At 63.1% G+C, this 22,301-nt stretch carries 22 protein-coding genes; 15 read left to right on the forward strand and 7 right to left on the reverse strand.

The features are described from left to right. Positions 1-302: 302 nt before the first annotated feature. Genes B4920_RS16140 through B4920_RS16150 form a run of 3 tightly spaced genes read left to right on the forward strand, consistent with a single transcriptional unit; the run spans position 303 to position 3,847 of the window. Positions 303-1,079 carry a ParA family protein gene (locus B4920_RS16140; RefSeq protein ID WP_079435655.1) on the forward strand — a complete coding sequence of 259 codons (777 nt, stop codon included), beginning with the start codon at positions 303-305 and terminating at the stop codon, positions 1,077-1,079. 30 nt (positions 1,080-1,109) lie between these two features. After that, on the forward strand, positions 1,110-2,648 hold the full coding sequence (locus tag B4920_RS16145) for an MBOAT family protein (protein ID WP_079435656.1): 1,539 nt from the start codon (positions 1,110-1,112) through the stop codon (positions 2,646-2,648). Beyond that, positions 2,648-3,847, forward strand: coding sequence for a hypothetical protein (locus B4920_RS16150; protein WP_079435657.1), 1,200 nt, complete (start codon positions 2,648-2,650; stop codon positions 3,845-3,847). The genes B4920_RS16145 and B4920_RS16150 overlap by 1 nt, the downstream gene beginning before the upstream one ends. Before the next feature lie 54 nt (positions 3,848-3,901). On the opposite strand, the gene B4920_RS16155 is transcribed toward B4920_RS16150, so the two are convergent. Further along, a complete protein-coding gene (locus B4920_RS16155) occupies positions 3,902-5,719 on the reverse strand; it encodes an asparagine synthetase B (protein WP_254050962.1) in 1,818 nt (605 codons plus the stop codon). 60 nt (positions 5,720-5,779) lie between these two features. Beyond that, on the reverse strand, positions 5,780-7,990 hold the full coding sequence (locus B4920_RS16160; RefSeq protein ID WP_079435659.1) for a UvrD-helicase domain-containing protein: 2,211 nt from the start codon (positions 7,988-7,990) through the stop codon (positions 5,780-5,782). Positions 7,991-8,308: 318 nt separating this feature from the next. Here B4920_RS16160 and B4920_RS16165 point away from each other — a divergent pair, with 318 nt between their 5' ends. The 5 genes from B4920_RS16165 (at position 8,309) to B4920_RS16185 (ending at position 12,801) form a co-directional block, all read left to right on the forward strand. Then, the gene (locus tag B4920_RS16165) at positions 8,309-8,635 is read left to right on the forward strand and encodes a hypothetical protein (protein WP_079435660.1); all 327 of its coding nucleotides are present in this window, start codon (positions 8,309-8,311) and stop codon (positions 8,633-8,635) included. A gap of 250 nt (positions 8,636-8,885) precedes the next feature. Continuing rightward, entirely contained in the window at positions 8,886-9,218 is a 333-nt protein-coding gene (gene yajC, locus B4920_RS16170) for a preprotein translocase subunit YajC (protein WP_079435661.1), read from the forward strand. 77 nt (positions 9,219-9,295) lie between these two features. Beyond that, the gene (gene secD, locus B4920_RS16175) at positions 9,296-11,155 is read left to right on the forward strand and encodes a protein translocase subunit SecD (protein ID WP_079435662.1); all 1,860 of its coding nucleotides are present in this window, start codon (positions 9,296-9,298) and stop codon (positions 11,153-11,155) included. A 30-nt stretch (positions 11,156-11,185) separates the two neighbouring features. Continuing rightward, entirely contained in the window at positions 11,186-12,118 is a 933-nt protein-coding gene (secF, locus tag B4920_RS16180; RefSeq protein ID WP_079435663.1) for a protein translocase subunit SecF, read from the forward strand. Between the two features lie 5 nt (positions 12,119-12,123). After that, positions 12,124-12,801, forward strand: a complete 678-nt coding sequence (locus tag B4920_RS16185; protein WP_079435664.1) for a 4'-phosphopantetheinyl transferase superfamily protein — start codon at positions 12,124-12,126, stop codon at positions 12,799-12,801. A gap of 27 nt (positions 12,802-12,828) precedes the next feature. Here B4920_RS16185 and B4920_RS16190 read toward each other — a convergent pair whose 3' ends face one another. Continuing rightward, positions 12,829-14,250 carry an MBL fold metallo-hydrolase RNA specificity domain-containing protein gene (locus B4920_RS16190; RefSeq protein ID WP_079435690.1) on the reverse strand — a complete coding sequence of 474 codons (1,422 nt, stop codon included), beginning with the start codon at positions 14,248-14,250 and terminating at the stop codon, positions 12,829-12,831. A 291-nt stretch (positions 14,251-14,541) separates the two neighbouring features. On the opposite strand from B4920_RS16190, the gene B4920_RS16195 reads away from it, so the two are divergent. Both B4920_RS16195 and B4920_RS16200 read left to right on the forward strand, forming a co-directional pair. Continuing rightward, entirely contained in the window at positions 14,542-15,276 is a 735-nt protein-coding gene (locus tag B4920_RS16195) for a PEP-CTERM sorting domain-containing protein (RefSeq protein ID WP_161493315.1), read from the forward strand. A 177-nt stretch (positions 15,277-15,453) separates the two neighbouring features. After that, entirely contained in the window at positions 15,454-16,224 is a 771-nt protein-coding gene (locus B4920_RS16200; RefSeq protein ID WP_079435666.1) for a hypothetical protein, read from the forward strand. Between the two features lie 206 nt (positions 16,225-16,430). Here B4920_RS16200 and B4920_RS16205 read toward each other — a convergent pair whose 3' ends face one another. The 3 genes from B4920_RS16205 to B4920_RS16215 are packed head-to-tail and all read right to left on the reverse strand — an operon-like array spanning position 16,431 to position 18,286. Beyond that, positions 16,431-17,249: an EAL domain-containing protein gene (locus B4920_RS16205; protein WP_161493316.1), complete on the reverse strand. Its 819-nt coding sequence runs from the start codon at positions 17,247-17,249 to the stop codon at positions 16,431-16,433. Then, positions 17,230-18,051, reverse strand: coding sequence for an EAL domain-containing protein (locus B4920_RS16210; RefSeq protein WP_368664726.1), 822 nt, complete (start codon positions 18,049-18,051; stop codon positions 17,230-17,232). Before B4920_RS16210 ends, B4920_RS16205 begins: the two co-directional genes overlap by 20 nt. Beyond that, positions 18,038-18,286, reverse strand: coding sequence for a helix-turn-helix transcriptional regulator (locus B4920_RS16215; RefSeq protein WP_079435669.1), 249 nt, complete (start codon positions 18,284-18,286; stop codon positions 18,038-18,040). Before B4920_RS16215 ends, B4920_RS16210 begins: the two co-directional genes overlap by 14 nt. Before the next feature lie 113 nt (positions 18,287-18,399). Between B4920_RS16215 and B4920_RS30770 the strand changes: the two genes are divergently transcribed. The 5 genes from B4920_RS30770 (at position 18,400) to B4920_RS16230 (ending at position 20,822) form a co-directional block, all read left to right on the forward strand. After that, the gene (locus tag B4920_RS30770) at positions 18,400-18,750 is read left to right on the forward strand and encodes a helix-turn-helix domain-containing protein (RefSeq protein ID WP_161493318.1); all 351 of its coding nucleotides are present in this window, start codon (positions 18,400-18,402) and stop codon (positions 18,748-18,750) included. Between the two features lie 335 nt (positions 18,751-19,085). Further along, complete coding sequence (locus tag B4920_RS28845; protein WP_139379529.1) at positions 19,086-19,514, forward strand: hypothetical protein; 429 nt, start codon at positions 19,086-19,088, stop codon at positions 19,512-19,514. A gap of 41 nt (positions 19,515-19,555) precedes the next feature. Next, a complete protein-coding gene (locus B4920_RS16225) occupies positions 19,556-20,236 on the forward strand; it encodes a hypothetical protein (protein ID WP_079435671.1) in 681 nt (226 codons plus the stop codon). Between the two features lie 85 nt (positions 20,237-20,321). Beyond that, positions 20,322-20,513 carry an antitoxin VbhA family protein gene (locus B4920_RS28850; protein ID WP_139379530.1) on the forward strand — a complete coding sequence of 64 codons (192 nt, stop codon included), beginning with the start codon at positions 20,322-20,324 and terminating at the stop codon, positions 20,511-20,513. A gap of 21 nt (positions 20,514-20,534) precedes the next feature. After that, positions 20,535-20,822 (forward strand): Fic family protein, encoded by a 288-nt coding sequence (locus tag B4920_RS16230; RefSeq protein WP_079435672.1) that lies wholly within the window; start codon positions 20,535-20,537, stop codon positions 20,820-20,822. Positions 20,823-21,003: 181 nt separating this feature from the next. Here the strand turns inward: B4920_RS16230 and B4920_RS30850 are convergent, their stop codons facing one another. After that, positions 21,004-22,152, reverse strand: a complete 1,149-nt coding sequence (locus B4920_RS30850) for a calcium-binding protein (RefSeq protein ID WP_161493319.1) — start codon at positions 22,150-22,152, stop codon at positions 21,004-21,006. Positions 22,153-22,301: the final 149 nt, after the last annotated feature.

The raw sequence follows: 22,301 nt of genomic DNA on the forward strand, positions 1-22,301 counted from the left end.
CTCCGCAACCGACATCGAGCGGCAACGGAGCAAAAGGGACGCATCATTCGCCGGAAGTCTGAAAATTCGTGGATGCCCTGAAAAGGGCATTGTCCTGTCCATATGGCGGCCGGGAGCAGCCTGAGCCACGTCCTGGCCGGAGTTCCACCACCGGGAGGAGGCGATGAAAACTACGTGTTATTTGTTGTGAGTTTAACCGAGCAAGCGCGATTACGCACCTTCGGTAAATACGGACTCCCCCCGATTGCGTGGCACAATCGCACCCGCCTGAAATGCACGGACAGACAAACAGAGGAACGAAGATGCGACGCGTGGTGTTCAATCAGAAGGGTGGCGTAGGCAAATCCACCATCACCTGCAACCTGGCGGCGATCAGCGCCCAGCAGGGTTTGCGCACGCTGGTGGTGGACCTGGACCCCCAGGGCAACTCCACGCACTACCTGCTCGGCGACGCCGCCGACAACGTGGATGACACGCTCGCCGGCCTGTTCGAGCAGACCCTGTCCTTCAAGTTCAGCCCCAAGAAGACCGCCGAGTTCGTCCACCCGACGCCCTTCGCCAAGCTGTCCATCCTGCCGTCCCACCCGCAGCTGGAAGAGCTGCAGGGCAAGCTCGAATCCCGCTACAAGATCTTCAAGCTGCGCGACGCCCTCGACGAACTGGCCGACGATTTCGACGCGGTATTCATCGACACGCCCCCGGCGCTCAATTTCTACACCCGCTCGGCGCTGATCGCGACGCAGCTATGTTTGATCCCCTTCGACTGCGACGACTTCTCCCGCCGAGCCCTCTACGCGCTGCTGGAGAACGTGCAGGAGATCAGGGCCGACCACAACCGCAATCTCGAAGTGGAAGGCATCGTCGTCAACCAGTTCCAGCCCCGCGCCAGCCTGCCCCAGAAGCAGGTGCAGGCGCTCATCGACGAAGGCCTGCCGATCTTCAAGACCTACCTGTCCAGCTCGATCAAGATCCGCGAAAGCCACGAACAGGCCAAGCCGATGATCCACCTGGACCCGAAACACAAGCTGGCCCAGGAGTTTGTGGCCCTATATGGCGAACTGGCCAGGCGCAACGGCTGAGCAAGCCCACCTCAACGGCCCGGCACACGCATGCTGTTCAATTCCTACACGTTCCTGCTGGCCTACCTGCCCATCGTGCTGGCCGGCTTCTTCCTCTGCGGGCGCTTCGGCAAGGGTGCAGGTGCCGCCTGGCTGGCCGCCGCGTCACTGTTCTTCTACGCGTGGTGGGACTACCGCTACCTCGCCCTGCTGCTGTCCTCCATCTGCGCGAACTACCTGGCCGGCAGCTTCATCGCGCGCCGCCCGGGCACGCGGGAGGCGCGCCACATGCTGGCCGCCGCCATCGCAATCAATCTCGCCCTGCTCGCCTACTACAAGTACGCCGACTTCTTCCTGACGAGTGCCAACGCGGCGCTCGGCACAGACTGGCCGACCCTCGGCATCGTGCTCCCGATCGGCATCTCCTTTTTCACCTTCACTCAGATCGCCTTCCTGGCCGACGCCTACGCCGGCAAAGTGACCGAGTATCGCTTCATCTATTACGTCCTCTTCGTCACCTACTTCCCGCACCTCATCGCCGGCCCGGTCCTCCATCACAAGGAGATGATGCCCCAGTTCGACGAGCGGAAGAATTACCGGCCCCACGCCGAGAACATCGCCATCGGCCTGACCGTCTTCGCCATTGGCCTCGCCAAGAAGGTTCTCATCGCCGACAGCCTGGCCGACTACGTCACCCCGGTTTTCGCCCCCCACGGTGACGCACCGAGCCTGTTCATCGCCTGGGGAGGCGCTCTGGCCTACACCTTCCAGCTGTATTTCGACTTCTCCGGCTACTCCGACATGGCCATCGGCCTGTCGCGCCTGTTCGGCATCCGCCTGCCGCTGAATTTCGACTCACCCTACAAGTCCCGCAACATCACCGAATTCTGGCGCCGCTGGCACATGACGCTGTCCCGCTTCCTGCGCGACTACCTCTACATCCCGCTCGGAGGCAACCGCCAGGGCGCCCTGCGCCGCCATCTCAACCTGATGACCACCATGGTGCTCGGCGGTTTGTGGCACGGAGCCGGCTGGAACTTCGTGCTGTGGGGCACCCTGCACGGCAGCTATCTGGTCATCAACCACGCCTGGCAAGGCGTAACCCGCCAGCTTCCATTCCGCCTGCCGGCCGGACTGGCCCGCGGCACCAGCACGCTGCTCACCTTCCTGTGCGTCGTCGTCGCCTGGGTCTATTTCCGCGCCCCCGACCTCGACACCGCCCATCGCATCCTGGCCGGCATGTCCGGGCTATACGGCGCCTCGCTGCCCGAGGCGGTGTATCGGCATCTGGGCCCGATACAGCCCTTCCTCCAGCAACTCGGCATCGGCAGCCGCCTGGGCGGCGGCAGCGTGTTCATTTCCACCTGGAGCTGGATTCTCGTCGGCGCCGCACTCGCATTCTTCGCTCCGAATGCACAACAGATCATGGCCCGCCATGAGCCCGCACTCCATGCGGGCGAACGCCCGAACGCCATGCCGGCCCTGTGCTGGGCCCCCCGGCGCCGCTACGCCATTGCCATCGGCATGCTGTTCGCCTTCGGCATCCTGGCGCTCAGCCGCCCTACCGAATTCCTTTACTTTCAGTTCTGATGTCCTCACCAACCTGGACCATCTATCTCCGCTGGGTCTTCATAACGCTATTCGGCATCCTCGCGGCAACCGGCGGCGTCAACGCGCTGATGGACCCCCTCGGCGTGCTTGGTGCACCGCGCATCCATGGCATCAATGTCAAGATGCCCTACCTCGACCACCACCGGGAGCTGGCGCGCTTCAAGGCCGCGCAGCAGGTGTGCGCCAAGGCAGGCATCTTCGGCAACTCACGCAGCGAGATCGGCTTCGACCCCGCAAGCCTGGCCTTCACCGGGCGCGGACTGTCAGCCTTCAACCATGCCATCCCGGGTTCCGGACTCCAGCTCGCACTACGGCAACTCAACTGGCTGGCGTCTATAAACTGCCTGCCCGAAACCATCGTCCTGGGGGTCGATTTCGCCGACTTCCTCGGCGGCTCACGCGTCGTACCGCTTCCCACGATTCAGTCCGCCCCGCCGCCACGGATCGATGGCCCCTTCCTCGCGGAAACCGTCTTTTCCTTGAACGGCCTGATGGATTCGCTGACCACACTCCGCACGCAACGGGTCGCCCACCCGGCCACCATCACGCCACTCGGCTTCAATTCCCTCGACAACTACCTGGATGAGGTGGCCAGCCAAGGACATTACGTACTGTTCCGGCAGCGGGCTGAAGAGAACCTGCGCCGCTGGCGCGGCAAGCCGGCTCGCCTGCGCCCCGAGGACGGCACGCCCTCCGCCGACGAGGTCGAACTCAGGGCCTTCGTCGCCCAAGCCACCGCGGCCGGCAGCCACGTACACCTCGTCATCTACCCCTACCATGCGGAAATCCGCCTGATGCTCGAGGGCATTGGACTCGGCGGCCTGCTCGCCGACTGGAAGACGAATATCGTCACGCTGGCCGAACAGGCGGGCAGACAGCCTGCGCAAGTCGAGATCTGGGATTTCAGCGGGCTGTCGGCCGAGACCCTCGAACCCATTCCCGCGCAGGGCGACCTCCAGACCCAGCTGAACTATTACTGGGAAGCCGGGCACTTCAAAAAAGCCCTCGGCGACAAGGTGCTCGCACGCGTCCTGGGTACCGAGGGCAACTTCGGCGTCAAGCTGGATTCCGGCATGATCCAGGCCCACGTCGCCCAGGACCGCGCCCGGGTGCAGACCGAACTGGCCCAGGACACCCCCCTCAGCCAGGAAGTCCGTGACGTCCTGCGCAGCCACTGACCACGACGCCCGCCATCCGCCCGGATACCCCCTGGCGGCGCGGGCCTTGCGTCATCAAGCCCCTTCGAAACGCCACTCCGGTGCATGGGCCTGCAGCCAGTGCTCCAGCACCATGACGATCCACACCATTTCCCCGTAGTAGCCCGGATGTTCCGGCAGGCGCTTGTCGAGCACCTCCCGCAGGAACGACGGCGGCATGACGCCGCGGGTGCCGAAGGACTCCAGCGCATCGGTGGCGAGCTTGCGCAGGCCTGGATGCTTGATCGCCCAAACCCCGAAGGGCAGGCCGAAGCCGTGCTTCTTCTTGGTGATGATCTCGTCGGGCAGGAAGCCGCGCAGGGCCTCCTTGAACATCCAGCGCAGCTTGAGCCCCTTGAGCTTCCACTCGGTGGGCAGGCCCAGGGAAAAATCGAGCAACTCGTCGCTCAGCAGCGGAAAGCCCACATCCAGCCCAGCCAGGCGGGTCGTGCCGACGACCTTGGGCAGATCGTTGTCGGCCAGCGTGTACTTCCAGTCGAAGGCGAGCATGTGGTTCACCAGGCCGGCGTCCTCGACCTCTGCCCACGTGGCGCGCTGCAGCTGCCCCGGCCCGTGCACGTCGATCGCCCCGAGAAAGCCCGGCGTAAACACCTTGTCCATCCCGAGGCGGATCAGCAGGTTGTAGATCTCCAGGCGATCGGGCATCGGAATGGACGCCTGCTCGACGTAGCTCACCCCTTTCCGGACCAGCGGAATGCGCTTCATGCCCGGCAATGCAGAAATGGGCTCCACGACCGCGGCACGCAGCAGGGACGGAATGGTGCTGTACCAACCGAAGATGCGCTGCATGGCATAGCGGGAATTGCCACCGAACAACTCATCGCCGCCATCGCCGGCCAGCAGCTTGGTGATGCCGTCCGCCTTGGCGCGACTGGCGCAAACCCACGCGGGCACCGCAGACGAATTGCCGAAAGGCTGGTCGTAGGCGGTCGCCACCTTGGGAATACCGTCGATCAGATCGTCGGGGGTGACGTAATACTCATGGTGATCGGTCTTGAAGTGGCGCGCCGCGATGCGCGCATATTCCATTTCGTCGTAACCCTGGGCATCGAAGCCGATGGAATAGGTCTTGGCCGGTTTGCCGCCGATGCGACAAAGCATGCCGGACACCGTCGAGCTGTCGGTTCCGCCGGACAGGAAGGCGCCGGTGGCGTCGCCCACGTATTCCCGTTCGACGGACGCCTGCACGATGTCCATGAAACGCCCTTTCGCCTGCTCGAGACTCAAGGTCGACCGCTCCTCGAAGCGCGGCGTCCAGTACCGCGCCAGGTTCAGCGCCCCCGCCTTCCATTCCAGCCGTGAAGCGGGCAGGAGGCGGCGCACCTCATTGAAGACGGTGCCCGGCGAGGGGATGACGTGGAAATAGAGGTAGTTGAAGATCGCCTGGGCGCTCACCGAACGGTGGCGGACCGGAACGCCGTTGGCCCGGTCCGACAGCGCCAGCGCACCGCCTTCCTCGGCATAGCACCAGGGCTCGGTATCGAAGCGGTCATTGAACAGCGTAACCGCATTGCGGCGCGTATCGATGAACGCCAGCGCAAAACGCCCCCGGATGTCATCAACGAGCGCGGCCCCCCGGCCGGCGAACAGATCCAGCCAGTACTCCGCCGCACGGGTATCGCCACCCGAAGCGCTGCGCGGACCTCCGCGCACGATGCAGACCAGGCCATCCCGCTCGGCCACCGCGGCCGGTCGCCGGACGCGCAGACTCCCACCACTCCATTCCCCGACCCACTGATCGCCCTCCTGGCGGAGCGCCAGGGCAGCCACAGGGCTGGCGGACGCTTCCACACGTACCGCGATCAGGGACTTGCTATCCAGTTCCGACTCCAATTCGCCGCCTCCAATGAATTCATTCGAACAACATCCGAACAATATTGTCATCAAAATCCATTACACGGGTATCAACTTTGCCACTGCCAGCATCAACCACTTGCTGCCGGCCTCGGCAAACTTGACCTGAACGCGCGCATCGTTGCCACTCCCTTCGGCGGAAACGATGACCCCGTCGCCAAAACGTGCGTGACGCACGCTCTGGCCGATGGACAGCCCACCGAGGTCACGGGACTTCTGGGGTGGAGGCGGCGGCATGCTCGGTGCCGCCGGCTTCGAGGCGCCGGGATTGTAATAACGCGTGGACGGCTCGGACACGAAGCTGCGCCGCGGATTCGGCGGCGTCAGCCACTTGAGCAGCCCGTCCGGGATCTCCTCCAGGAAGCGCGAGCGCAGGTTGTAACGGACCTGGCCATGCAACATACGGCTCTGGGTGAAGCTCAGGTACAGGCGCTGGCGGGCCCGCGTCACCGCCACGTACATCAAACGCCGCTCCTCCTCCAGCCCATCCAGTTCGAGGGCGCTGTTCTCATGCGGGAACAGCCCCTCCTCCAGACCGGACAGGAAGACCACGTCGAACTCCAGCCCCTTGGCCGCATGGACGGTCATCAGCTGCACCGCCTCCATGCCCACGTCGGCCTGATGGTCACCGGCCTCCAGCGAGGCGTGGGCGAGGAACTCGGCCAGCGTCGAGCCGTGCTCGCCCGGCACCTCGCCAGCGCCGAGCTCGGCGCTGAAGTTGGCCGCCGCGTTGATCAGCTCGTCCAGGTTCTCCAGGCGCTCCTGGCCTTCCTTCTCCGCCTTGTAGTGGGCGCGCAGGCCGGACACCTCGATCACGTGATCGACCATCTCATGCAGGCGCAGATTCGCCGTCTCCTGGCGCAGGCGCTCGATCAGCGCCACGAACTGGGCCAGCGCCGCCCCCGGCTTCCCGGTCAAGTGTGGAACCGTCTGGTACAGCGGCGTGTTCCACGTGCGGGCCGCATCGCCCAGCACTTCCAGCGAGCGGGCGCCGATGCCGCGGGTCGGGAAATTGACCACCCGCGTGAAGGCCGTGTCGTCGTCCGGATTGGCAATCAGGCGCAGATAGGCCAGCGCGTGCTTCACTTCCTGGCGCTCGAAAAAGCGTAGCCCGCCATACACCCGGTAAGGGATCCCGCTGGAGAACAGCTGATGCTCCAGCACCCGCGACTGGGCGTTGGAGCGGTACAACAAGGCGATGTCCGCGCGGCTCATGCCATCCCGCACCAAGGACTGGATCTCCTCGACGACCCAGCGCGCCTCGTCGGTATCGGTGAAAGCCTCGTAGACGCGGATCGGTTCGCCGGCGCCGCGATCGGTCCAAAGCTGCTTGCCGAGGCGCTTGCTGTTGTTGGCGATCAGCGCGTTGGCCGCATCGAGGATGTTGCCGTGGGAACGGTAATTCTGCTCCAGACGGATCACGCTGCCGACCTTGAAGTCCTTTTCGAAGTCGCGCATGTTGCCAACCTCGGCACCGCGGAAGCGGTAGATCGACTGATCGTCGTCACCCACACAGAACAGGCTGGCGCCGCCTTCCCGCCCCCCATCGGCGAGCAGGCTCAGCCAGCGGTACTGCAGCACATTGGTGTCCTGGAACTCATCCACCAGGATGTGCCGGAAACGCCCCTGATAGTGGCGGCGGATCGGCTCGTTGCGCTCCAGCAATTCGTAGCTGCGCAGCAACAACTCGGGGAAATCCACAACTCCCTCGCGCTGGCACTGTGCCTCATACTCCACGTAAAGCTCGACCCGGCGTCGGGTGTAGTCGTCCCAGGCCTCAACCGCCGCGGGGCGGATACCCGCCTCCTTCTGGCCGTTGATGAAGTGCTGCAGATCCTTCGGCGGAAACTTCTCGTCGTCCACATTGAGGGCTTTCAGCAAGCGCTTGATCGCCGCCAGTTGATCGCCGGAGTCGAGGATCTGGAACAGTTGAGGCAGGCCGGCGTCGCGGAAATGAGCGCGCAGAAAGCGGTTGCACAGGCCATGGAAGGTGCCGATCCACATCCCGCGGGTATTGACCGGGAACATCGCCGACAGGCGGGTCAGCATCTCCTTGGCGGCCTTGTTGGTAAAGGTCACGGCCAGGATGCCCTGGGGACTGCAATAGCCGTTCTGCAGCAGCCAGGCGATGCGGGTGATCAGCACACGGGTCTTGCCCGAACCGGCACCGGCCAGGATCAGGGCGTGCTGAGGCGAAAGCGTGACGGCAGCGAGTTGTTCGGGATTGAGATTGTCGAGCAGCTGGGACATGGAACGGTACTAAACGCGGCGAAGGCCGCCATTCTACCGCCCGCCCGGAAACCGACCCAGGAGCCAAGGAATTTTGTGACGGATTCCCTGGCCGGAAATGAAAAAAACACCGTCACAACTTGCAGACAAAGTCGCAAGCACCTAAACTTGAGTTGTGCAATGCAGCAAACAGACCGTATCGAGGGCTAACAAAGCTACGTAAAAACAGGGAAAAGCGCTGACAAACCTTGTATTGCAGCGCACCACAAAGCCGCCGATGAGCAGCTGTTAGAAGTAGCCCCGTGTGTTTGATGCCCCCAATACAGGAGTAACAGCAAAATGAAATCACCCAAGACCCTACCGTGGCATGCCCGCAAGGCCGGCGTGTCCGTCGAAAGAGCAGAAGTATTGTGGCGCAAGGCGCTGCGCGAAGCCACCGCCGATACCGGCTGGGTTGGCACCTCCGAATTCTGGGGCGCCGCCGAAGGACGCTTTCTCGAGCTGCTGCAGGAAGAACAGAACACCCTCTGTACCCCGCACATGGAAACCTTCATGCGCACCCAGCACCGCATGGGCCTGCTGCCCCTGCTGGCCGCCGAACAAGTCTTTACCGCAATGTCTGCCAACTGGCAGCGGTTTTGCGACGAAATGCGCAAGGCAGCCTGAGCGCTGCCAAGCGGCCCCGTAGAGGCCGCGCCAACCGGGTTTTTCTCCCTCCTCTCCCTCGTGGAGATTGACGGCGTCTGTCGAAAGGCAGACGCCGCTTTTTTTTACAGCTTCCCCGGGCCCGAGGGACGGGCGAATTCATTCGTCCATCAACCACCACCCCCTCTCTCCGCCGGGCGTGGCCGGTCGAAAGCCTGCCGCGGGCTGCTGCTATAATCCGACGCTTTGCATCTGCCCACCGGAGTTTAATGTGCTGATTTCCAACGCCTTTGCCCAAGCCGCACCGGCCGCCGGACAAGACCCCCTGTCCAGCATCACCGGCGTTCTGCCGCTGATCTTCATGTTCGCAGTGCTGTGGTTCCTGATGATTCGCCCGCAAATGAAGCGCGCCAAGGAACATAAGGCCCTGCTCGAAGGTCTGCAGAAGAACGACGAAGTCCTGACCCAGGGCGGCATCGTCGGCAAAGTCGTGGCGCTCGCCGACGCCTACGTCACCGTCGAGGTCGCTGCCAACACCCAGATCGTCGTGCAGAAGGGCGCCATCAGCGCCGTGCTGCCGAAGGGCACCCTGAAGTCGATCTGATCCGGCCGACGGCCGGGGCCCCGCTCCGGCCACGCCGTCGTTCCGCTGCGCCTGTCATCCACCCTTTCCGCCTGACCATGAACCGCTACCCCCTCTGGAAAAACCTCCTCATCGGCCTCGTGCTGCTGTGGGGTCTGATCTACACCCTGCCGAATTTCTACGGCGAGGTGCCCGCCGTCCAGGTGTCCAGCGGCAAGGCCACCCTCAAGCTGGACACCGGCGCCACCCTCAAACGCGTGGAAGAGAGCCTTGCGGCATCCGGGCTCCAGCACGACGGCCTGTTTGCCGACCTCAACAGCGTGCGCATCCGCTTCCATGACACCGACACCCAGCTGAAGGCCAAGGACGCCGTCGAAAAGGCCTTCAACCCCGACGCAACCGATCCGTCCTACGTGGTCGCCCTCAACCTCCTGTCGGCCAGCCCCCAGTGGCTCACCAGCATCCACGCACTGCCCATGTACCTGGGCCTCGACCTGCGCGGCGGCGTGCACTTCCTGCTGCAGGTGGACATGAAGGGTGCGGTCACCAAGCGGCTCGATGCCACCACCGGCGACCTGCGCACCCTGCTGCGCGACAAGAACGTCCGCCACACCGGCATCAGCCGCGAAGGCCAGAACGTCGTCGTGCGCTTCCGCGATGTCGAGAACCAATCCCGCGCCAAGGCCGTGATCACCGCCAACACCAACGACCTGCAACTGGTCGAGGGCCAGGACGGTGCCGACTTCAAGCTCACCGCCAACCTCACCCCGCTGGCCCAGAAGACCATCCAGGAATTCGCGATCAAGCAGAACATCAGCACCCTGCACAACCGGATCAACGAGCTGGGCGTCGCCGAGCCGATCATCCAGCAGCAGGGCCTCGACCGTATCGTGGTCCAGTTGCCCGGCGTCCAGGACGTGGCCAAGGCGAAGGACATCCTCGGCCGCACCGCGACCCTCGAGATCCGCATGGTGGACGACACCCCCGGCGCCCTCGAAGCCGCGCTCAACGGCACCGTGCCGGCCGGCACCGAGCTCTACAATGAGCGCGGCGGCCGACCGCTGCTGGTCAAGAAGCAGGTCGTGCTGACCGGCGAGCGCCTCACCGACGCCCAGCCCGGCTTCGACGGCCAGACCCACGAAGCCGCGGTGCACCTCACGCTGGACGCCGCTGGCGCACGCATCTTCAAGGACGTGACCCGCGAGAACGTCAACAAGCGCATGGCCATCCTGCTCATCGAAAAGGGCAAGGGCGAAGTCGTCACCGCACCGGTCATCCGCGCCGAGATCGGCGGCGGCCGCGTGCAGATTTCCGGCCGCATGACCTCCGAAGAAGCCACCGACACCGCCCTGCTGCTGCGTGCCGGCTCCCTGGCCGCCCCGATGGAAATCATCGAGGAACGCACCATCGGCCCGAGCCTCGGCGCCGACAACATCAGCAAGGGCTTCCACTCCACCCTGTGGGGCTTCATCGCCATCGCCGTCTTCATGTGCCTTTACTACATGCTGTTCGGCTTCGTGTCGGTGATCGCCCTGGCCTCCAACCTACTCCTGCTGGTGGCCCTGCTGTCCCTGCTGCAAGCCACGCTGACCCTGCCCGGCATCGCCGCCATCGCCCTCACCCTGGGTATGGCCATCGACGCCAACGTGCTGATCAACGAGCGCATCCGCGAGGAACTGCGCAACGGCTCCAGCCCGCAGGCGGCCATCCATGCCGGCTACGACCGCGCCTTCGACACCATTCTCGACTCCAACGTCACCACCCTCATCGCCGGTATCGCGCTGCTCGTCTTCGGCTCCGGCCCGGTGCGCGGCTTCGCGGTGGTGCACTGCCTGGGCATCCTGACCTCCATGTTCAGCGCCATCCTGGTCTCCCGCGGCCTGGTGAACCTGATCTACGGCAAGAAGCGCAAGCTCGAGAAACTGGCCATCGGCCAGGTCTGGAAGCCGGGCGTCTGACGCGTACAGAACACGAAACGGACACGCAAAATGGAATTCTTCCGGATCCACAAAGACATCCCCTTCATGAAGCACGCGCTGGTGTTCAACGTGATTTCGTTGGTCACCTTCCTGCTGGCGGTGTTCTTCCTCGCCACCAAGGGCCTGCACTTCAGTGTCGAATTCACCGGCGGCACGCTGATGGAAGTCAGCTACAGCGAACCGCCGGCCCTCGAAAAGCTGCGTGACGCCCTGGCCAAAGAGGGCTACCAGGACGCCCAGGTGCAGAACTTCGGCAGCTCGCGCGACGTTCTGATCCGCCTGCCCAACCGGGATGGCGCGGAAACCGGCAAGGTCAGCGAGAAGGTCATCGCCAGCCTCGGCGCCATCGAAGGCCCCAAGCCTGAATTGCGCCGCGTGGAGTTCGTCGGCCCGCAGGTCGGCAAGGAGCTCGCCTCCGACGGCGCCATGGCCCTGCTGCTGGTGATCGGCGGCATCGTGGTGTACCTGGCGATGCGCTTCGAATGGCGCTTCGCCGTCTCGGCCATCATCGCCAACCTGCACGACGTGATCATCATCCTGGGCTTCTTCGCCCTGTTCCAGTGGGAGTTCTCGCTGCCCGTGCTGGCCGCCACCCTCGCGGTGCTCGGCTACTCGGTGAATGAATCGGTGGTGGTCTTCGACCGTGTCCGCGAAACCTTCAAGAAGAAGCGCGGCCTCACCACCCCGCAGGTCCTCGACCACGCCATCACCAGCACCATCAGCCGGACCATCATCACCCACGGCTCCACGCAGATCATGGTGCTGTCGATGCTGGTCTTCGGCGGCGAGACCCTGTTCTACTTCTCCCTCGCCCTCACCATCGGCATCTGCTTCGGCATCTACTCCTCGGTGCTGGTCGCCAGCCCGCTGGTCATGTGGCTCGGCGTGTCCCGCGAGCAGTTCATGCAACCCAAGAAGGAAAAGCAGGAAGCCGTGGTCTGACCACCGTGGATCCAGCCGTCACCCTCTGGGTGCTGGAACTGGACAGCCCCACCCAAGACTGCGCCCGTGCCTGGTCCCTGCTCGATGCGGGGGAGCAGGCACGGGCGCAGCGCTTTATGCGGGAGCGCGACCGGACACGCTTCATCCGGCGCCGCGCCGCGCTGCGCGAGATCCTCGCGCAGCACACGGGGCTACCGCCCCAAGCCTTGCGCTTCACCCATAATCCCTTCGACCGCCCCTCCCTGGCCGGCCTCGACCTCGACTTCAACACATCCCACAGCGACGGCCTCGCCGTCGTCGCCGTCACCCGCCACGGACGCGTCGGCATCGACATAGAACGCCGGCTGGACAAGGAACTGGATCCCGCCATCCTCCAACCACACCTCACCCCCGCCACCTACGCGGCATTGCTGAAGCAAGCCCCCTCCCAGCGCAAGCACACCTTCTACGACTGGTGGACCCGCGTGGAAGCCTTGGCCAAAGCCCGCGGCACCGGCATCGTCATGCAAGCGCCACCGCCGCTCGACGGCCGCCCCAACGATACCCGTCCTCGCGTACTCCCCGACGACACAGGCCACATGCAAACCTGGCACCCAGCGCGCCTCACGCTCTTCCACCACCACGCCGCAACCCTGGTCGTCTCCGGCGCCCCTCGCCCACTCCACATCCAACGCCACCCGTAAGAAAGCACGCCCGCACCGACGGCAGCGTCACTCTCCATTCACCACTTTGACGCGGCCGTCCGTTTCGCGGGTGAGGCGTTCGGCCAGGGCGTGGCGGGCGGAGGATTCGCCGTGGATCAGGCGGACCTCGGCGGGCAGGCTCGGCATGCGGGTAATGAAACGCACCAGATCGTTCTGGTCTGCGTGGGCGGAATAACCTGACAGGGTGTGGATGCCGGCGCGGATCTCCACGCGCTCGTCGTCGATGTCCACATAGCCGCCGCGCGGGCCGTAGGTCTGGATCGCGTGGCCCGGGGTACCGCGGGCCTGGTAGCCGACGAACAGCACATCGTGGCGCGGGTCGTGCAGCATCGCCTTCAGGTAATTCATCACCCGGCCGCCGGCGCACATACCGCTGGCGGCAATCACCACCGCCGGCTCGCCGCTGCGGGCCAGGCGGCGCACGGTGGCCTCGTGCCCGGCGTGATCCTCAATCCCCTGCAACTGCTCAAAAGCCAGCGGCTTGCGACCGGCGCGCACGCGGGCCAGCCCCTCCTCGTCCCAGAACGGCTGCAACTCGCCGTACAGCCGCGTGAAGCGCCCGGCCAGCGGCGAATCCAGATAAAACGGCAAGGTCGCCCAGCTTTCGGCATGGGGCCCCGGCTCCCGCCGTTGCCGGAACAAGATGTCCTCGAACTCGTAGAGCAGCTCCTGCGTGCGGCCGATGCTGAAAGCCGGCACGATCACCGTACCGCCGTTGTCCAACGCCTTCTCCACCACCGCCTGCAGCTGCCGGCGCCGGTCGTGGCGGTTCTCATGGATCTTGTCGCCATAAGTGCTCTCCAGCACCACCACATCCGCCGCCTCCGGCGAACGCGGCGCCGGCAGCAGCGGTGTGTAAGGCGCCCCCAGATCGCCGGAAAACACCACCCGCCGCACCTCACCGCCGGCCCGCGTAACCTCCACCTCCACATAAGCCGAACCGAGGATATGCCCGGCCCGCTGCAGGCGAATCCGGCAGCCCGCGCCCTTCGTCCCGTTTCCATCGAAAACCCGGTACCAGGTATTCCACTTGAGCGGGCGGATACGCGTCTCCACCATTTCCAGATAACGCTCCACCAACCGCGCATCGCGGCTCACCCCGAACGCAAAAGCATCCGCCAGCACCACCGGCAACAGCCTGGCCGACGGCTCGCTGCACAGGATCAAGCCCTTGAAACCCGCCGCCAGCAACCACGGAATCCGCCCCACGTGATCGATATGCACATGGGTCACCACCAGTGCCCGCACCGCCTCCAGCGGAAAGCCGATTTCCAGCCGATCCTGCGCCGACTGCCCGTCCGGCGCCGTCTCCGCCCCCTGAAACAGACCGCAGTCGATCAACAGACTGTTGAGATCATCGATAAAGAACTGGTGACAAGACCCCGTCACCCCGTCGAACGCGCCGTGATGAATGATATTTGCATGCATGGCACGCACATTACAGAACGCACGGGCAACGCTATTGACATAAATCAGTTCTCCTCAATCAAGGCTTGAGGCTGTCGGATATTTTTACACCCACATTCTCATTACGCTTGAGTAATCAAAAAAAACCCATTTAAATCATCAACCTGAAAACAAAGCCCAGATCTGGCCTGTAAATTGCAAAGAGAAAACCGAGCACGACAAGCAAGAACAATCACAAGAAGTCAGGCCAGCCCCCACTTGAGCAGACGAACCGATGCATGCCCCATGCATCACATCCATTCTGGAGACATCATGAAAACGATCAAGTCCCTTTGCCTCGGCGCCGCCATTTCCCTCGGTATGGCCGCCAGCGCCTACGCTGCCCCCACGACCTACTACGGTGTTGACCTCAACACCGGCAGCGTCGTCCCGGCCGGCGGCAACGCTCAAACCGCCCGCAACAGCTTCCTGGGCAGCCTGAGCAACGTCAGCAACGAAGACTTCAGCAGCTTTGCCGTCGGCACCGCCACCCCGCTGAGCCTGTCCTTCACCGGCTCCAGCGGCACCCTGTCGGCCACCATGTCCTCCACCGGGGGCTCGGTCATCGTCACCAACGCCGATCCGGTCGGCCAGTTCTCGACCTCGCCCAGCCAGCATCTGGATGCCGGCTTCGGCTCCACCCTGAACATCGACTTCTCGGCCACCCCGATTGCCGCCTTCGGCTTCTACGGCACCGACATCTCCGACAGCGGCGGCGACCTCGTCGTCACGCTGGTCAACACCAACGGCACCAGCTTCACCTACAACGTCATCCAGAACAACAGCGTCAATAACAACAACGTGCTGTTCTGGGGCTTCATCGACTCCGGCGCCAACTACACCAGCGTGTCCATCCGCAACACCTCCAGCTCCGACCGCTTCGGCTTCGACGACATGGTCATCGGCGACACGCAACAGATCGTCAACCGCGTGCCGGAACCCACCTCCTTCGCCCTCATCGGCCTGGGTCTCCTGGGTCTGGGCGCCGCTCGCCGCCGCAAGGCCTGAGCCGTACCTCCGCAATAAAAAAGACCCGGCAGTCGCCGGGTTTTTTTTCGACTTCCCATCGCCGCCCCGCTGGCCGACAAAGCCTCAACCCCACATTTGCTTGCATTTCGTAACCGCCCGGAACGGCGACTTGCGAAAAAATCTCCAGCAGCCCACACACATGCAAAGGAGATGCAAATGAGCGATGCACACGAGAAACAGGGTGTCACCGACACCGTCATCACGGAAACCCTGACCAAGTCGTGGGGCACCCAGACCCTCCAATACACCCAGGACGCAGGCGACGCCACGCTGTACCACATCACGTCGGAAACCAAGACCGTCGCCACCCCCAGCACCACCGACAGCGACGGAGATATCCACGGCTACACCTTCACCATCGCCGCCGGCGCGGTAACCCAGATCCAGCGCATCCATATCACCACCGACGACGACAGCAACGGCGTAACCGAAACCCACAGCCGGGACGTCCAGCCCGGCCAGAGCTTCACCATCAATGCCGACGGCACCATCACCGAGACCATCCTGTCCGGCAGCGCCATCAAGACCATCCAGTTCGTCGCCGACAGCAGCACCGGCCTGTACGCCATCGCCGCCGAAACCACCACCTACATCCAGACCGGCAGCGCCACCACCCTGCTCAACGTCCAGCCCTTCGACCGCGACATCTTCATCTTCGACGACACCGGCGCCATCACCCAGGTCGAAGCCGTCCGGCCCGATGACCGCAGCACGCCCCTCAAGACCTCGGTCAACACAAGCTTCACCCAGCTCGAAACCGGCTACGTCCTCGAAACCATCACCAAAGGCAACAAAAGCTACTTCGAGATCTACCACGACGGCAACGGCGACGGCACCTACACCAGCGTCGCCCACGGCACCGGCACCACCGTCGACCTCGTCGGCCTCAAAACCCAAATCGACGCAACAATCGACGCCCTGACCTGACTCCCCCACCCGCCCCCACAACCTGCCCCGTTGGGGCGAATTCATTCGCCCACGGAGATGGATCAACGTACGAAGGTGGACCGGCGTACGAAGGGCGAATGAACTCGCCCCTACGACCCAGCCCCTGTGGGGGCGAATTCATTCGCCCGCGGAGGTGAATCAACGTACGAAGGTGGACCGGCGTGCGGAGGGCGAATGATTCGCCCCTACGCAGCCTGCTCTTTCAGCCACGCTTTCACCTTACCGGCCGGCATGGGGCGGGCGATGGCAAAGCCTTGAGCGGTTTCGCAGCCCAGGCGGGTCAATTGGGCCACGTGGTTGAGCGTTTCTGCGCCTGTGGCAACCACCGGCCAACGGAACGCATCCGCCAGGGCCAGGGTGCTCCGCACAATCGCGCGGTCATCCGGATAATCCAGCATGCGGCCCACAAAGCGACGGTCGATCTTCAAGCGCACCGGCGGCAAACCGCTCAAATAGGTAAAACGCGCAAAACTCGTCCCAAAGCCATCGATGGCAAAGCGCACCCCCCGCTCCATGCACGCCTGCATCTGCCCCAGCAACGCCGGCATGTTCTCGGTCAGGGCCCGCTCCCGCACCTCCAGCTCCAGATCCGCCGCCAACACATCGGGATAGGCATCGATCAATGCCCCGATATATGCACACAAATTGCGGCGCTGGAGCAACTGCGCCGAAATGTTCACGCTGATCCGCACCGGCAGCCCCTCCGCCCGCCAAGCCGCCATCTGGCGCACCGCCTCATGCAGCACCCACAAATCAACCTTCTCCGCCGCGGCCGCATCGTCCAGCACCGCGCGGAAATCCTGCGGCAGCAGAATCCCCCGCCTGGGATGCCGCCAGCGCAGCAACGCCTCCAGCCCAGTTGCCCGCTGCTCGCGCAAACCCAGCTGCGGCTGGAAAAACAAACAGAATTCCCCGCGTGCAAAGCGCTCGAAAAGCGCCTCGGCCCGCCGCGCCGTCGACAGGTTCAACAGCGAATCCGGATTGTCACATTCGAAAATCGGCATGCCCCGCCCCCCATTCATCGTCAAAGCGAAAGTGCTCCGCCCATCCCCGCACCTGCGCCGCCGGCATCGGCCGTGCCACACAATAACCCTGGATCACATCGCACCCCAGGCGCGCCAACAGGCTGGCGTGCACCGCCGTCTCCACCCCCTCCGCGACCACGGTATGGTGGAACGCATGCCCCAAACCCAGCACGCTCGCCACAATGGCCCGATCCTGCGCATCATCCACCATGCCCGCCACAAAAGAACGGTCAATCTTCAAACTCGCCACCGGCAAGCACTTCAGATGGCTCAGGGACGAAAAGCCCGTTCCAAAATCATCCAACGCAAAGCGGACCCCACCCGCCGCGCAGGTTTCAATCTGCGCCCGCACCTGGGCCATCGGCGCAATCAGCGCCGTCTCCAGAATCTCCAGCTCCAGATCCGCCAGCGACACCTCCGAACAGCGCGCAAACAAAGCCTGCAAATAAGCGTACAACCCGCCGCGCCGCAACACATGGGCCGACACATTGACGCTCAGGGATGTGCTGAAACCCGCCCGACGCCACACCGCCAGCTGGCGCACCGCCGCCTGCAGCACCCACCGATCGATCCGCTCCGCCATCCCCGGATCGGCGAGCAGCGCAGAAAAATCCTGCGGCAACAACACCCCCCGGGTCGGATGACGCCACCGCAGCAAGGCCTCGAACCCCACCACCCGGCGCGCCTCCAACGCCACCTTGGGCTGGAAGAACAAGCAGAACGCACCGCCCCGCCCCACAGGCGCCTCCACAACCGCCTCGCCATCACTATCGGCTATCACTGGCCACCTCCCCTGCCGGCGGCACAGGGCTGAAGCGCTCCGGGTACAACAACTGCTCCTCCGTAATCACCTGCCGCCCCAGCGCCTCCGCCAGGCGGGCAGCAAGCCCCGACGAAGGGCGCTGCACACCGCACTCCAGCGCCGAAATGTGCGGCTGAGTCACCTGAACCAAACGCGCAAGCTGCTTCTGGGTCAGCCCCAGGCTCACGCGGGCAAAGCGCAGCGGTGTTGTCATGAAGCAAACCTCATATGCGAAATGTGTATCCGAACTATAAGTTTCGATTATTGAATAAGTCAATACCTTTGGTTATTTACAAAAATATAGGTATTACCTATATCTTCATTCCTATGAAGATAGGACTCCGAATCAAAGCCACACGCGAACTTAGAGGCCTCAGCCAAGGCGAACTTGCGCGCCGAATCGGCGTATCCCAACCGGCTGCCTCAGACTGGGAAAACTGCAGATCCGAGCCCACCGTCGAAAACCTGCGCGCGCTCGCCGTGGAACTCGACCTGTGGTTCGAATGGCTCGTCACCGGGCGCGGCACCCGCGACTACGACCCCAACCAGCCCCAACCGCCGGAATTCCGCACCGCGCCGCCCCTCCCCGCCGACGAGCGCGACCTGCAAGCCGCCTACCGCAAACTCACCCCCGCCCGCCGCGAAGCCCTGCTCGACTTCCTCAAGCGCTGGGGCTAGACCCGCCGCGCCCCCTCCCTCGCGCGATCCGCGCCCCCTTGAACAAATAAATTCGCCCCAACCCGGCCTCCCTGGTTGGGGCGAATTCACTCGCCCTGCCCCCGTAGCTTCAACTCCGCGGGCGAATAAATTCGCCCCTACGCAGGAAAACCGCGTTCCGTGAGCGAGTGAAGCCGCCCCGACGAGGAGCCCCCTCCCCACGCCCCTCGTCAGCGCCCCCGGCCGCGCGTCACAAACTATTCACACAACATAGTCATTTCGGGTAATCTCTGTCTCCACGCAGAAAGCATCTCTAGACACACCACGCAGAAAAAATGTCATGTGCAAAATTCGTTTTGTCGCGCGACAAAAATTTGGGGCGATGCCGACAGACCATTTTTCGGCATGAAAAAAAGACTTTTTCACATGACAAAAATGTTTTTCCACATGACAAAACCCCTCGGGCACGCCGCCGGAGCCCTGCGTCACGTCACAAAATCATCGGGTCGCCTAACAAAATGGTTTTGACTCATGGCGCAAGGCCTGCGACACGTCGCCCACTGTTTTTTTCACACCAACGAAAATTTTTTTCACGCCGAAAAATCTTCCGTCGGCATGAAAAATCGCTTTTGTCATATGAAAAAACGGGTTTGTCACAAGAAAAAATCATCTGGCGGCATCGCCAGAACACCCCATCAGCCATCCCCAAAAACCCGCAAAGCCAGGCGGGGCGCGGGATTCCGGCCTACTGCCGGTGCCTGCGCAAGGGCTTCAAGGTTCACTGAGTGTTTCTTTCAACCACGCAGCACAAACTGGAGATGATGGAATGGCAAAAAGTTACTACATGCCCAAGGACGACAACGGCAAGGTGGCGCTACTAGACCTCCTGGCAACCCGCCTGCCGATCTACGCCGAACTGCTCGAAATCAGCCCCGCAGACATCGCCAGCCTGCAGGCCGATGCCGCCGCCTTACGCTACACGATCAACGCCTTCAACGTCATCCAGGGCAACGCGCGGCTGTGGACCGCATTCAAGAACCTGCAGCGCGACGGCGGCGCCGGCAGCGGCGCCTTCCCACCGGGCGCCAACCTTCCCGCCCAGGTGCCAACGGTCTCCCCGGGCATCGTTCCCCGCGTCACCGCCCTGATCGCCCGCATCAAGACCGCCCGCCACTACACCGAGGCCATCGGGCAAGACCTCAACATCGTCGGCAGCACCCAGATCGTCGATCCCGATGGCTGGAAGCCCATCATCGACATCGCCGTCAAGGCCGGCCGCCCCGTCATCCAATGGACCAAGGGCGACGCCGACTCCATCGAGATCTGGGCCGACCGCGGCGACGACAAGGGCCTCGCCTTCCACACCATCACCACCGATCCCGCCTACACCGACGCCAGCCCCGCCCCGGCCAGCTCCGCCCTGTGGAAATACAAGGCCATCTACCGGCTACGCGATGAACAGGTTGGCAACTGGAGCGACGTGATCAGCGTCGCCATCGGCGGCTGATCTCCCGCAGCAGAAAGAGAGAAAACCCTCCTTCTGCTGCGATGCTAAAATGGACTCGAGAAAAGGCGCCCACAAGGGCTAACCCATGAAAAAAATCAGCAAGTTAGCTGTACGGCAGAAAGCCATCGCAAATGTCCTTGCCTCACTGCGCATCGAACAACTGACCCCCAGCCCAAGCGTCATCAAAGGGCTACATACATGCCTCGCCGGGAAAACCTCCACCGACAAACTGATCGCAGAGGTTATAAGCCACCATGTCCCGGTACGACAGCACTGACGGCTACGTTTAAAAAAACAGTTGGCCAAAATTTCTCTGGAAAATTTCCTGCTCGGCTCCACGCCTGAGCTTTTTGTTCAGCGACTAGCCCATTACATGGGCGAAATCAATGCCACTCACCCTTTCCGTGAGGGAAACGGTCGGGTTCAGCGTGCGTTCTGCGCCCAACTGGCAGAGCAGGCCGGGTACTTTATAGACTTCGACGAAGTCAGCCGCGAGGAAATGTACTCAGTCATGATCGCCAGCGTCCATGGAAACAACAAACCGCTTGAGTCGCTCCTTGCTCGGGTCTGCGCAATCATTGAATGAGCGTTTTACGATATGAAGTCTGCAGAGATCGGCGTACAGCACCAATAGGACGAAGAGCCTCCCCCCGTTGGGGCGAATTTATTCGCCCGCGGGGGGTCACCGGCGTACGGAGGGCGAATGAATTCGCCCCCACGATTCGCCCCCACGATTCGCCCCCACGATTCGCCCCTACGACCTGCCTTTACACGAAGTGGACCATTCCCGGATTCAGGTCGGAGGCGTTAACACCGATCAGGGAGATCGACGCCGCCTGGCCGAAGTGAATGATGACCCGATCCTGGGCCTGCTCGATGGAGGTGATCACCGCGGCCAGGTCGGCGATAGTGCGCAGGCCGGTGTGGGCCGTCGAGAAATAGAGCGAATCCTCGGTAATCGAGAAATCATTGATGACGAAATCGCCCAGGGTATAGAACCCGAAGATGTCCTGGCCTGCACCGCCCACCAGCGTGTCTTTGCCATAGGCGCCGAGCAGCACGTCGTTGCCGTCGCCACCGACCAGCACGTCGTCCCCCTGGCCCCCGTCCAGCCAGTCGTTGCCGCCGAGGCCGTAGATCGTATCGTTGCCCCCCAGGGCATAAATCCTGTCGTTCCCGGCACTTCCGTACAGGTCTTCAGCCGCATCGGAACCGTTCAGCAGCGGATCGGACTGCAGCCCGAAGTAGAAGTTGTCCAGCGTCACCTTCTTTTCTGCCGGAATGCTCCAGCCGCTCGTACTCAACACCAGATACACCTTGAAGGTGTCGCTGTCGCTCATAGTCCAGTTGGTCACACCCGCGGCGTCGAGGTCGATGCTGAGCAGCGTCTGGGTTTGAGTGTAGGCCGTCAGAACCTTGGTCGCGGCATCGAAGCGCAAACCAACCCGGCCAGAGATATCCGTCGTATTACGGTCTCCCTGGCCGTCGAGCGCCTCGGTCCCCTCCCCGCCCGCCGGCGTAATCGAATACTCGCTGCTGTAACGACGGCTGCCTTGGGTGACGTCCCCAAGACCCAGACTGGCGGTAAGCGAATACGTCGTACCGTTGGCCGCGGTAAATTGCACCGCCAGCCCGCCATCCACATAGGTGTCGTAAGCCTTGGGCGTGTCCGTCAGGGTTGCCGGCACCGTCGCGGTGATCTCGGTCGTCCACGACTGATCGTAGCGGGGCGCAACGGACTGAGCCTTGAAGACCTCAGTGGCGGCAACCTCACCGACAGGCTGCCCCTGCGTGTAAAAGGCGAGAACACCGGAAGCCTGCTCCGCAATACTGGGATTCGGCGAATCGACGAAAACAGAAAAACGATCCGCAAGCGTCCCGTCAAAGCTGTAGCTGGTTGTCTGATTTACTGCCATGGACATCTCTCCACCTGTGGGTCACAAAGGGCAGCAACGGGGCAAGCGCCACTACCCAGGAATGTTTATCCACGCCCTGCACTTCGAGCGCCGGACAACATCCGTGCAAAAAACATACCCAATACAGGTAACCCCATTTAAATCATGGA

The organism is Zoogloea sp. LCSB751 (genome assembly GCF_002028455.1).
Classification (GTDB): domain Bacteria; phylum Pseudomonadota; class Gammaproteobacteria; order Burkholderiales; family Rhodocyclaceae; genus Zoogloea.